Here is an 11,555-nt window from a genome sequence, read left to right as displayed (position 1 = left end):
CCGGGCACACGTCCAGGGTTGCGGGCAGCCCGCTTGCGGTAGAGCAGCGAACGCGCACCCGTCGCACCGGGACCACAGCTGCTCGTCGCGCGGCGCGGTGGTGGTCACTGAAGCCGCCCGGCGGCGTCGTGCAGGTGGGCCGGGGCGTCGTACCGGTAGAAGCAGTGCGCCATCGCGTCGCGGGGCGAGCGCCAGGTCGGCAGGTACGGCGAGATGTACGGCCGCAGCCGCTCGCTGATCCGGATGAACTCCGGGTGCCCGCGATTGTCCTCCACCGCGCCCTGCGCCGGCGTCTCCGTCTCCAGCAGATGGACGTAGAGATCGTGCAGCCGGTACAGCGAGCGGTGCCGGACACCGACCAGGCCGGGCAGCTCGGTCGCGTCGGACTCGGCGAAGATCTCGGCCACCCGGTCCTCGGCCGTGGGCACCACCTTGGCGACGATGAGCGAACGGTCCATTCGCGGCCTCCCTGCGTACGTCCCGGTGCGCGGCGAACCGGTCGCGCCGCACGGATTGCCACACGGTGCCGCCAGGGCCGTCTACCGGGCGTCAACCGCACCCCATCGCGCCACAAACATGGTGACGCTGCGTTGACGGGAGCTGTGCGTGAGCTATGGAAAGATCACCTTCCGGATTCCGGGCGGCGACACTTTTTCGCAGATCACAGGCGTGTTACGGGTCCGCGCCGGACGGTCAGGTGGCCGACCGACCGTTGACTGAGAGTAACAGGCATTGATATTCTCCGTCTCGGTCAGCCCGGCCACGGTGGAGGTTCCGGACCGTGGTGGAGGCGTTCCGACACCGGCGTCGCGGGCGACGGGCCGGGAGACGACGGTCGGGACGAGGGTTCCGGTGCTGGGGGGTGCGCCGTGTCGGGTGGATCGAGGATGCCGACGGCGGGCGAACCCGCCCCACGGGTGGCACTGCACCTGCTCGGCGGTTTCCAGTTGCTGCACGACGACACACCGGTGGTCGTACCCCGGGGGCTGCAGCGCGTCATCGCCCTGATCGGCCTGCGCCCGGCCGCCACCCGCAGCCACCTCGCCGGTCTGCTCTGGCCCGAGACCCCCGAGGAGCGCGCGCTGTCGTCGCTGCGGACCGCGCTGTGGCGGCTGCGGCAGGACCCGTGCTGCCCGCTGCGCACCGACGGCGACACCGTCCGCCTCGGACCGACCGTCCGCCTCGACGTGGACGACCTGGTGGAGACGGCCACCCGGGTACGCGAAGGCGCAGTCCCCCGCGGCGCCGCCGGCGCCGGACGCCACGACCTGCTCCCCGGCTGGTACGACGACTGGGTGCTGCTGGAACGCGAACGGCTGCGCCAGCTGCGCCTGCACATGCTGGAGGAACTCGCCGGCAACCACCTCACCGCCGGCCGGCACGGCGAGGCGCTCGAGGCCGCGCTGGAGGCGATGGCCGCCGAACCGCTGCGGGAGACCCCGCACCGCCTGGTGGTCCGCATCCACCTGGCCGAGGGCAACGCGTTCGAGGCGGTCCACTCCTTCTACGTCTACCGTGACCTGCTCCTGCGCGAACTGCGCCTGGAACCGTCCCCGGCCATGACCGCGCTGCTGGACGACACGCTCGCGCCGATCCGGCGGGCCAGCCGCCCGGAACCGCCGCCGCCGCGCCGCACGGACCGGGCCGCCAAGGCGGCACCGCCATCAATCCCCCGGGGTACGCGGTGACGGCGAGGTGACAGCGCGACCGGCACGGTGAGCCCAGCACCGCGCGGCAGAGGGGGTCACACGATGAGTCGACTGTTGGTGGTCAGCCGGATCGTGCCGGGCGCACAGGGACGGGTGGCGCAGATCTTCGCCGAGTCCGACGCGACGGAACTGCCCCACCTCAGCGGCGTGCGGCACCGGTCCCTGTACTACCTGCACGACCTGTGCGTCCATCTGATGGAGACCGTCGACGTGGCGCCCGACCTGACCGCGGAACTACGCGACCACCCGCTCTACGAGCAGGTGAACAAGCGGCTGTCCGCGCACACCTCGCCGTACCTGCCGACCTGGGACTCGCCCCGGGACGCGGTGGCCGGCTGCTTCTACAGCTGGACCGCCGCCGGCACCCCTGCGCCCGACCGGATCCGCTGACCGGACACGGGCGACGGACGGGGCGCCCCGGAACCACGCACGGCACCCAGGTTCCGGGGCGCCTCCCGGCCGTGCACCATTCGATTCCCGACGCACGCTCGGTCACTCGCCGGCCACCGGCGGACACCACCCGTCCCGCAGTCGCGGCCCGGCACCAGCCTGCCTGTCGTCGTCGGCGCGCGTGTGCGAAGCTGCCCCGAGTCTTTCGCCACCGTCGTGCACGTACATAAAAGGAGGTTGGCCATGCCGTCGAGCTTCGGGCAGTGGCTGTTCGTGATCCTGGCCCTGCTCATCGGACTGGTCGCCGGCTGGGTGCTCTTCGGCCGCCGACCCGGCGCCCCGGCGACGCCCACGGTGGAGGGCGCCCCCGCGGTGACCGCCACCGTCGACGAGCCGCGTCCGGTCGCCGTGGTCGACGAGCCGCCGGCGACCGCCACCGTGACCGAGCCCGCCCCCACCGAGTCCGCGACCGCCGAACCGGCCGTAGCCACCGCCGCCCGCACCGCCGACGAGCCGGCCGAGTCCTCGCCCGCCGCCTCCGACCCGGTCGCGTCTGAGCCAGCCACCGCCGAGCCGGTCGGGTCTGAGCCGGCCACCGCCGAGCCCGTCGTGTCTGAGCCGGCCACCGCCGAGCCCGTCGTGTCTGAGTCGGTCACTGCCGAGCCCGTCGCCGCCGAGCCCATTGGGTCCGAGCCCGCTGCCTCCGAGCCGGTCGGGTCCGAACCGGTCAGCGCCGAGCCCGTCGTTTCCGAGCCGGTCGTTTCCGCGCCCGTTGCCTCCGAGCGGGTCGAGTCCGAGCCCGTCGGTGCCGAGCCGGTGTCGCCCTCGGCCGACGCCGAGCCGGTTGCCGCGCCCGTGGCCGACGCCGAGCCGGCTCCGGCCGTCGTTGACTCCGACTCGGTGACGGTTCCGGCCACCGTTGACGCCGAGCCGGTGGCGGCTTCGGCAACCCTCGCCGAGGACGAGCCCGCCACGGAGAAGCAGCCCGCGGTCGGCACGGCCGTCGACGCGCCGGCCACCGAGGCCGCGCCGGTCGAGGCCATCGAGCCGGTCGCCGTGCCCGCGCCGCGTACTTCGGTCGAGAATGTCCCGGCCGCGGCGGACACCGACGCGTCGGACGACTTCCGGCGAATCCAGGGCATCGGGCCGAAGCTGGCCGCCGCCCTGCAGGACGCCGGGATCCGCACCTACCGGCAGCTCGCCGAGCTGGACGAGGCTGCACTGCGGCAGACGGTGAAGGCCGCCGGCCTGCGCTCCGCGCCGGGTCTGGCCACCTGGCCGCAGCAGGCGAAGGTGCTGGCGGGTGCCGGCGCTGAGGCCGATCGGGTGCTCCCGGCCGGTGCCGAGTAGACGCTCCTCCGTGTTCCGGGCCGGTGGTGACGATCGTCGCCACCGGCCCGGCGCGTTTCCCGCCCCACCAGAACCCCGAAGTGGTGACATCACCGCGCGACCATCAGCCACCACCCGGACCGGTATGTCGGAAAACTGACCGCTTGCGGACAGGCATCGCTACGGTCGGTGAGGGGCCCTCACGGCCCGCCGCACGAACCGCCACCCGCAGGAGCATGTCGTGCCCACCGCAGCGCCGGAGCCCGGCCGGCGACCGCCGGTCCGCGATCCGGAGGCGCCGCGCCGGGTGACGCTGCTCGAACTCTTCTTCGACCTGGTCTACGTGGCCGCGCTCGCGTTGATCTCACGTCACCTGGTCGGGTCGGTGACCTGGGAGCGGGCCGCCGAGTCCCTGGTCATGCTGATGGCGATCTGGTGGACCTGGGCGATCACCACGCTGGTCACCGACATCTACGATCCGCAGCGCACCGAGATCAAGCTGTTGATCGTGGCGGTGATGTTCGGCGCGCTGCTGATGACCACCGCCATCCCGGAGGCGTTCAGCTCCCGAGGGCTGGTGTTCGCCGGCACGTACGTGGCGATCCATCTCGGACGCGGCCTGTTCCTCATGCCCGCCGTACGGCGGCACCCGCAGAGCAACCAGCGGGCCCTGCGCATCTTCGTCTGGTTCGCCGTGTCAGCGGTGCCCTGGCTGGTCGGCGCGCTGGCCGCGCACGGCACCGCACGGCTTTTGCTATGGTTCGGCGCCCTGGCCATCGACTACCTCGGATTCCGGCTGGCGTACCCGGTGCCGGTCCTGGGCGCGGTGCCGGACTCCCAGCGCAACGTGACCGCCGAGCACCTGTCCGAGCGGTACCAACAGTTCTTCATCATCGCGCTCGGCGACGCCGTGCTGGTCGCCGGCACCGTGTTCAGCCTGCACCACTCCGAGGTGGAGAACCTGGCCGCCTTCACCGTTGCGTTCGCCACCACGCTGCTGCTCTGGCGCATCTACGTGCACAAGTCCGGTGAGCTGCTGCCGCACGCCATCGCCCGGGCCGCCCAGCCGAGCCGGTTCCTCAACACCGCGCCGTACACCCATCTGATGATGGTGGCGGGCGTGGTGACCACCGCGGCGGGCTTCGACCTGGTGCTGCTGGAGCCGACCGGGCACACGCCACCGGCCTGGCTGGCGGTGATCCTCGGCGGGCCGGCGCTGTTCCTGACCGGGCGGGCCGCCTTCGAGTACGAGGTGTTCAGCCGGGTGTCGTCGTCCCGGCCGGGCGGGGTGCTGGCGCTGCTCACGATCGCGCCGGCCGGGTTGTTCCTCGCGCCGGTCTACGCCTCGGCCGGGGCGATGCTGGTGCTGGCCGGGGTGGCGTCCGCCGACTACCACCGCAGCCGGGGCCGCCCGCCGGAGGAGCCGATGCCGCCGCACTGAGCGGGCGCCGCCGGTAATCGGAATCGGCCGCGCCGGGCACCAGCGCGCCGTTTGGCGGATCACCCGCCCGGGGTACATGGCCTCCACCTCGAATCCACCACAACCCCAGTGGAGGCAACTGATGCGCGGCACCTCGATATTCGGCGTCCTGGTCGTCATCTGGCTCATCATCGGTGCCATCGCCGCCGGTCAGCGCGGCTACTACGGCAACGACGAGACGAACTGCGCGGAGGCGGGCACGATCCTGGTCACCATCGTGGCCGGCCCGCTGAACTACATCGGCGCCAACCCGAAGGTGGACTGCAAGCTGCCCGAGCCCTCGAAGTAGACCGCCTCCCGGCCCGCGCCCGCCCGGCGAGCGCGGGCCGTTCCGTGCCCGGGGCGCGGCACGCCACCACCCCTAAGGCGTCCTAGGAGGCTGGGTTTGGTCGGGGTTTGCCCGGCGGAGGGGCGGGAACGGCAGCGGTTCGCCGACGACGGAAACGGAGAACCGGGCATGCGGATCGGCTACAAGCTCGCCTCGGAGGCGTTCGGGCCCCGGGAACTCATCCGGCAGGCGATCCGGGCCGAGGAGGTCGGCTTCGACTTCGTCGAGATGAGCGACCACTACCACCCCTGGCTGGAGTCGCAGGGGCATTCCTGCTTCACGTGGAGCGCGCTCGGCGCGATCGCCGCCCGTACCAGCACGCTCTGCCTGGCCACCGGCGTCACCTGCCCCACCGTCCGCTACCACCCGGCGATCGTCGCGCAGGCCGCGGCGACCATGGCGCTGATCTCCAACGGGCGGTTCACGCTCGGCGTGGGCGCCGGCGAGCGGCTCAACGAGCACGTCGTCGGGCAGGGGTTCCCCAGCGTACGGGGGCGGCACGAGCGGCTGCGCGAGGCGCTGGAGATCATCCGGTTGCTCTGGCAGGGCGGCTACCGGTCCTACGAGGGCCGGCACCTGAAGCTGGAGGACGCGCGGATCTGGGACCTGCCCGACGATCTACCGGTGATCGCCGTGGCGGCCAGCGGCCGCGAGTCCGCCGGCCTGGCCGCCGAGCTGGGCACGGGCCTGTTCGCCACCGAGCCGAAGGCGTCCATCGTCGACCAGTACCGCAACGCCGGCGGCCGGGGCCCCCGCTACGCCGAGGTGCCGATGGCCTGGGCCACCGACGAGGAGTCGGCGGTACGCGCGGCGAAGGAGACCAGCCGCTGGGCGGTCACCGGCTGGAAGGTGATGAGCGAGCTGCCGAACCCGGTGAACTTCGACGCCGCCACCACCTGGGTCGAGGACCACCACATCCGCAGCCAGTTCTCCGTCGGCCCGGACGCCGGGCCGCACGTGGAGAAGGCGCGCGCGTACGTCGAGGCCGGCTTCGACCACATCGTGCTGCAGAACGCCGGCCCGGACCCGGACGGCTTCCTCGACTTCTGCGCCCGCGACCTGCTGGCCCGGGTACGGGCCCTCGGGTCGTAGCCCGGCGGGTCAGCCGCCGACGTGGATGCCGGGACGGCGGGTGGGATCCGGCTCGGACTTGCGGATGATCTCCCGCACCACCGGCGGCGTGTCGCCCCGGCCGAGGATGAGGTAGCGCAGCAGGTGCGCGATCGGGTTCCCCTCCGACCACTCGAAGTGGCAGTGCGGGCGTACCCCGGTGGCGTCGCGCAGCGCCAGCAGGATCGCGGCTATCGCGTTCGGCGCGGCCGGGCTGCTGGCCCGCAGGATCCGGTAGCCGCCGGCCTCCACCCCGTGCACCCGCAGCACCTGGCTGAACTGCGACGGGTCGCTCACGTCGATCTCCAGGAAGAGCACGTCGGCGGCGCCGGGCACCGGGTTCATCGACCGTTGCGCCCGCTCCTTGACCCGGTACTCCTTGACCGACCCGCGCTGCCGCTTGTTGGCGATCAGGTGCAGCCGCCCGTCCCGGGCCACCGACTCGTCGACGAACCGGCGGGCCGCCTCGTCGAACTCGATCCGCTCGGCGCGCAACTCGGTGGTCCGGGTGACGCGGGAGATCAGCGACACCGCGACGATCCCGGCGATGAAGAACCCGGAGATGGTGATGCCGTCCGGCTTGGCCACCACGTTCTCCGCCAGCGCGTACAGCAGCACGGCGGTGAGCAGCGCGAACCCGGCGCCGGCCGCGCGGCTGCCGGCCCGCAGCGCCGCGATGGTCACCGCTATCGCGCCGGAGACCATCATCGCCAGGATGCCGGTGGCGTACGCGCCGGCCTGGGCGTTGACGTCGGCGGCGAACGCGATGGTGATGGCGACGCTGATCGCGGTGTAGACCAGCACCACCGGGCGGACCGCACGGCCCCACTCCGGCGCCATGCCGTACGACGGCAGGTAGCGCGGCACGATGTTGATCAGCCCGGCCATCGCCGAGGCGCCGGCGAACCAGAGGATGAGGATGCTGCTGATGTCGTAGACGGTGCCGAACGCCTGGCCGAGATGCTCGTGGGCGAGGAACGCGAGCGCCCGGCCGTTGGCCGGCCCGCCGGGCGCGAACGCCTCGGGCGGGATCAGCACGGTGGTCACGAACGTGGTGGCGATCAGGTAGACCGACATGATCAGCGCGGCGGCGGTGAGCAGCCGGCGGGTGTTGCGGATGCGGGCGGCCAGCCGCTGCTCCGGATCGGCGCCGCGGCCGCGCACCAGCGGCATCATGCTCACCCCGGTCTCGAAGCCGGACAGGCCGAGCACCAGCAGCGGGAACGCGAGCGCGCTGGTGGCCAGGACGTCCCCGGGTCCGCCGGCGTCGGCCAGCCGGCCGGTCCAGTCGGCCAGCGGCGCCGGGTCGGCGGCCAGCTCGGCCACGCCGGCGACCACCACCACCGCGTTCAGCGCCAGGAACACCGCCACCAGCGGGATGGCCACCTGCACCGCCTCGCTGAACCCGAGCAGGAACACGCCGCCGAGCACGAGCAGCAGCGCCACGGTGACCAGCACCGCCGCTGTCCGGCCGTGCGGGAACGCGGCGGGCAGGGCCGGGTTCTCCAGCAGGTGCACGCTGGCGTCGGCGGCGGAGAGCGTGATCGTGATGATCCACGAGGTGGCGACGAAGCCCAGCAGCACCAGCACGAAGACCTTGCCGCGCCAGAACGGCAGCAGCCGCTCCAGCATCGCCACCGAGCCCTGCCCGTGCGGGCTCTCCCGGGCCACGCGGCGGTACATCGGCAGCATCCCGAGCAGGGTCAGCGCCACGATCAGCAGGGTGGCCAGCGGACTGAGCGCGCCGGCCGCCACGACCGCGATGCCCGGCAGGTAGGACAGCGTGGAGAAGTAGTCGACGCCGGTCAGGCACATCACCTGCCACCACGGGTGCGACCGGGTCTGGTGCTCCCTTACCTCCGGGCCGACCGGTTCGACGCGGTGGGCGAACAGCCACCGGTGCAGCCGGCCGGGCGGTGGGGCCGGCCGGGCCGGGGCGGCCACCCGTTCCGGCAGCTCCGGCACGGGACGACCGGACCGCTCGGCGTGGTCGCCGTGCCGGCCGGCCCGGGCGGCCGCGGCGGCGTGCGCCTCCCGGCGCCGCTCCCGCGTACGCCTGGGCTGTTCCGCGTCCCCCGCCTGCCCCATCTGTTCCCCTTCGTCCCCTGGCAAAGACGGTAGGGGTTGTCCCGGTCGCGGCCCGGCCGAACCGGTCAAAGATCCGCTGCGGCGGCGGTCACCGCGTCGCGCAGCGCGGCCGGGTCGGCCACGGTGACGGTGACCGCCGGGTGCCGCAGCCACGGACCGGGCGCCAGTGCCGGCACCGGCTCGGCGAAGCGCAGGCAGACCCCGGCGGCCAGGCCGGCGCCGAAGGTCACCCCGCCGTCGGCCAGCGACAGGTGCGGGCCGATCGCCCGCCACCAGCGGTACGGCCCGCTCAGCTCGGCGCCGGTGACGTTGTCCCTGGTGGTGCGCAGCAGCCAGGGGCCGAACCGGACGAGCAGACCGTCCGGGCCCCAGTCGACCCAGGCCGTGGCGGGACGTACCCCGAGCAGCGCCAGGGGCAGCCGGAAGACCGGGTCGAAGCGGAACGGGAAACGGCGGGTCGGTTCGTCTCGCGGCACGGCGGCGACGTACCCGGTCCGGCGGGGCCGACACCCGCCGGCGGCGTTCCCGCGTCCCGCGCCCGGACGGCGGGACGCGGGAACCCCCCGTCCCGGCTACTGCAGGAACGCCCCGAGGGGCGACAGCAGCAGCCGGCCGAGCAGCGCGGCGTTGTCGTCCAGCCGCGTCCGCTCACACTCGCGGGCCTCCGGGTCGTGGCGGCAGCGCCAGATCTTCTGCGCGTTGCGCCAGGCCACGTTCCGGGTGTACTCCACCAGTTCGCCCTGGTACCAGTCGTCGATGTCACCGTTCACCATGTCGATCATGAGCTGCCAGTTGTCCAGGTAGCCCCGGCGCAGCTGCGGGATCCGCTCGGCGAAGATGTTGTTGATCTCCAGGTAGTCGCGGTGCTGGTCGCTGCCGTCGATCGGCTCGGAGTCCAGGCTGTCGAACGTCGTCACCAGGGCGAACGGCAGGTCGTAGTTGATGTGCGCGTTGACGCCCGCGGCGGCCGAGGGCAGCGGCCGGGCGTCCGGGCCGCGCATCCGCTTGAACAGGCACGCCCACGCCTTCGGCGTGCTCGGGCTGGAGTCGGTCCAGAACCGCAGCGCGTCGAAGTACCGGGCCGCGAACTCCACGTCCAGGCGGGCCAGGAACGCCGGGTCACGGAACCGGTCGTCGTACAGGCCGTCGAGCACGGTGCTGGTGATGACCAGGTAGAGCTTGTTGAAGTCGGCGAGCGGGCAGCTCTCCTCCAGCGGGGGGAGCCGGACCAGCAGATCCTGCAGCTTGGTGAGATGGTCCACGACCGCCGGCACGTCGGCCGGGTGATCGGCGAGCAACCCGACGATGTCCTGGTGCACAGGACCCCAGACCGGTTCGGTCATTTCTCCTCCACGATGGTCGGCGCCCCCACGACGCCACCGGCGCTCCGGCGCACAGCGTGCCAGCCGGCGCCCGCGCACCGGATCGGTAGAACGACGTATTGCCGACGTACGTCTATCCCGGACGGCTGCGCAGGAAGATCGCGCTGGCCTGCACCCGCGTACGGACCTGCAGCTTGTCGAAGATGTGCGAGACGTGGACGCCGATGGTCCGCTCACTGATGAACAGCCGCTGGCCGATCTCCCGGTTGGTCAGCCCCTCGGCGACCGCCGCGAGCACCTCCCGCTCCCGCGCGGTGAGCGTGGCCAGCTCGTCCACCGCGGGCCCGGCCGGCGCCGCCCGTGGCCGGGGCACCGGCGCGGGCCGGGCGCGGCGTCCACGGTCACCCGGGCCCGCGAGGCGATGGTACGGATCTCCGCGGTCAGCGGCACCGCGCCGAGCGACTGGGCCATCTCGTACGCCTGGCGCAGCAGCTTGCCCGCGGTGGCCACCCGGCTGCGCCGTCCCAGCAGCGCCTCGGCCTGCCGCAACCGGGAGTACGCCGCCGGATAGGGGTGGTTGCGCCGGTCCCACTCGAGCGCCGAACGCTCCCACAGCGCGGGGTCGCCACGGCCGTCGTCGAGCCGGCTCAGCTCGGCGTCGCAGAGCGCCAGGAACCCGTCGGCGACGTACCGCACCGGCGCGCCCGCGCGGGCGCTCTTGCGGGTCACCCGGTCGACCGCCTCGCGCAGCCGGCGTACCGCGTTCGGATCCGGCTCGATGGTGCGGCCGGCCGCGGCCTCCGCCTCCGCGCGCAGCCCGTGCCAGGCCAGCGTGGCCAGCACGATCACGTCGTCGGACCGGCTCTCGGTCAGGCCCCGCTGCACCGCCTGCCGGGCCAGGTCGTGCCGGCCCTGCCACATGGACAGGCCGGCGCGCAGGATGAGCATCGGCAGCACGTGCCGGGCGCCGCCGCCGGCCAGCATGGTGGCGACCGCCTCCAGGTCACGGTCGGACGCCTCGACGTCGCCGTACCCGACGGAGAGCCGGCACCGGGCCAGCAGCAGCTCGACCGCGTCGGCGCCGGAGGGGCGGTGCCGCAGCGCGGCGGCGACGACCTTCTCCGCCTCGGCCCACTGCCCCACCCGGAACAGCCCGTTCGTCGCCACCGCCAGCAGCCGGGTCTCCCAGGTGCGGCCCAGCCCCAGCTCGGCGACCCGCTCGGCGCCACGGCGGGCCACCACCACACCCTCCTCGAGGATGTTCAGCGGCCCGGTCATCAGGTCGGCCAGGTGCAGGTACGCGCACGCCACGTCCTCCGGGCCGCCGGAGCGCTCGGCGGTGTCCAGAGCGCGGCGCATGACCGCCAGCCCGGCGGCCGGATCCTCCAGGAACGCCTCGCTGAACCCGAGCGCGGCGCTGGCCATCACCACCTCGGAGGTGGAGCCCGGCACGTCGGCGGCGAGCGCGAGCGCCTCCCGGGCCTGCTCACCGGCCTCGGCGTAGCGGCCCAGGTGCAGCAGCAGCTCGGCCAGCCGGGCCGCGGCCGTGCAGCGCTCGTGCGGCGTGCAGTCGGGCGAGGCCAGCACCCGCCGGTACTCCTCCTCGGCCGGCGCGGACCGGCCCGCCGCGGCCAGGTAGCGGGCGCGGCGGATGTGCAGCGCGCAGACCGGCGGCCCGGACTCCTCGGCGGCCAGCTCCTCCAGCAGGGTCAGAGCGCGGGCGTGTTCCCCGCTGTGGTGCGCGGCCTCGGCGGCGTGGCTGAGCAGCTCGGCCCGGTCCACCTCGACCGGCTCGGGCC

11 protein-coding genes and 1 pseudogene are annotated in these 11,555 nt (G+C 73.5%); 6 read left to right on the top strand and 6 right to left on the bottom strand.

Going from position 1 to position 11,555, the window contains the following annotated elements; all coding sequences use genetic code 11:
• Nucleotides 1–104: 104 nt before the first annotated feature.
• Nucleotides 105–458, bottom strand: coding sequence for a TcmI family type II polyketide cyclase (locus MCBG_RS02685; protein WP_043323608.1), 354 nt, complete (start codon nt 456–458; stop codon nt 105–107).
• A 429-nt stretch (nt 459–887) separates the two neighbouring features.
• Between MCBG_RS02685 and MCBG_RS02680 the strand changes: the two genes are divergently transcribed.
• The 6 genes from MCBG_RS02680 to MCBG_RS02655 all read left to right on the top strand — a co-directional run bounded on the left by MCBG_RS02680 (nt 888) and on the right by MCBG_RS02655 (nt 6,328).
• Entirely contained in the window at nt 888–1,688 is an 801-nt protein-coding gene (locus MCBG_RS02680; RefSeq protein WP_113972844.1) for an AfsR/SARP family transcriptional regulator, read from the top strand.
• Nucleotides 1,689–1,751: 63 nt separating this feature from the next.
• On the top strand, nt 1,752–2,099 hold the full coding sequence (locus MCBG_RS02675; protein ID WP_043323603.1) for a TcmI family type II polyketide cyclase: 348 nt from the start codon (nt 1,752–1,754) through the stop codon (nt 2,097–2,099).
• Nucleotides 2,100–2,342: 243 nt separating this feature from the next.
• Entirely contained in the window at nt 2,343–3,449 is a 1,107-nt protein-coding gene (locus MCBG_RS02670; RefSeq protein ID WP_043323601.1) for a helix-hairpin-helix domain-containing protein, read from the top strand.
• 220 nt (nt 3,450–3,669) lie between these two features.
• Complete coding sequence (locus tag MCBG_RS02665) at nt 3,670–4,869, top strand: low temperature requirement protein A (RefSeq protein WP_043323599.1); 1,200 nt, start codon at nt 3,670–3,672, stop codon at nt 4,867–4,869.
• Nucleotides 4,870–4,990: 121 nt separating this feature from the next.
• Nucleotides 4,991–5,197, top strand: coding sequence for a hypothetical protein (locus MCBG_RS02660; protein WP_030504423.1), 207 nt, complete (start codon nt 4,991–4,993; stop codon nt 5,195–5,197).
• A 168-nt stretch (nt 5,198–5,365) separates the two neighbouring features.
• A complete protein-coding gene (locus MCBG_RS02655) occupies nt 5,366–6,328 on the top strand; it encodes a TIGR03557 family F420-dependent LLM class oxidoreductase (RefSeq protein WP_043323596.1) in 963 nt (320 codons plus the stop codon).
• 9 nt (nt 6,329–6,337) lie between these two features.
• On the opposite strand, the gene MCBG_RS02650 is transcribed toward MCBG_RS02655, so the two are convergent.
• From MCBG_RS02650 to MCBG_RS02635, 5 genes and pseudogenes are all read right to left on the bottom strand, one after another.
• The gene (locus MCBG_RS02650; RefSeq protein WP_043323594.1) at nt 6,338–8,434 is read right to left on the bottom strand and encodes an APC family permease; all 2,097 of its coding nucleotides are present in this window, start codon (nt 8,432–8,434) and stop codon (nt 6,338–6,340) included.
• 65 nt (nt 8,435–8,499) lie between these two features.
• Nucleotides 8,500–8,910: a hypothetical protein gene (locus MCBG_RS02645; RefSeq protein ID WP_043323592.1), complete on the bottom strand. Its 411-nt coding sequence runs from the start codon at nt 8,908–8,910 to the stop codon at nt 8,500–8,502.
• A 96-nt stretch (nt 8,911–9,006) separates the two neighbouring features.
• On the bottom strand, nt 9,007–9,777 hold the full coding sequence (locus MCBG_RS02640; protein ID WP_043323591.1) for a DUF5995 family protein: 771 nt from the start codon (nt 9,775–9,777) through the stop codon (nt 9,007–9,009).
• 112 nt (nt 9,778–9,889) lie between these two features.
• Entirely contained in the window at nt 9,890–10,054 is a 165-nt protein-coding gene (locus tag MCBG_RS34995; RefSeq protein ID WP_369799255.1) for a response regulator transcription factor, read from the bottom strand.
• Nucleotides 10,027–11,555: pseudogene (locus tag MCBG_RS02635) on the bottom strand (LuxR family transcriptional regulator); the annotation flags it as partial. The pseudogene MCBG_RS02635 and the gene MCBG_RS34995, both read right to left, overlap by 28 nt.

Source organism: Micromonospora sp. M42 (genome assembly GCF_000568915.1).
In the GTDB taxonomy this organism is placed as follows: domain Bacteria; phylum Actinomycetota; class Actinomycetes; order Mycobacteriales; family Micromonosporaceae; genus Micromonospora; species Micromonospora chalcea.
This window is presented reverse-complemented; position numbering and strand designations above follow the sequence as displayed.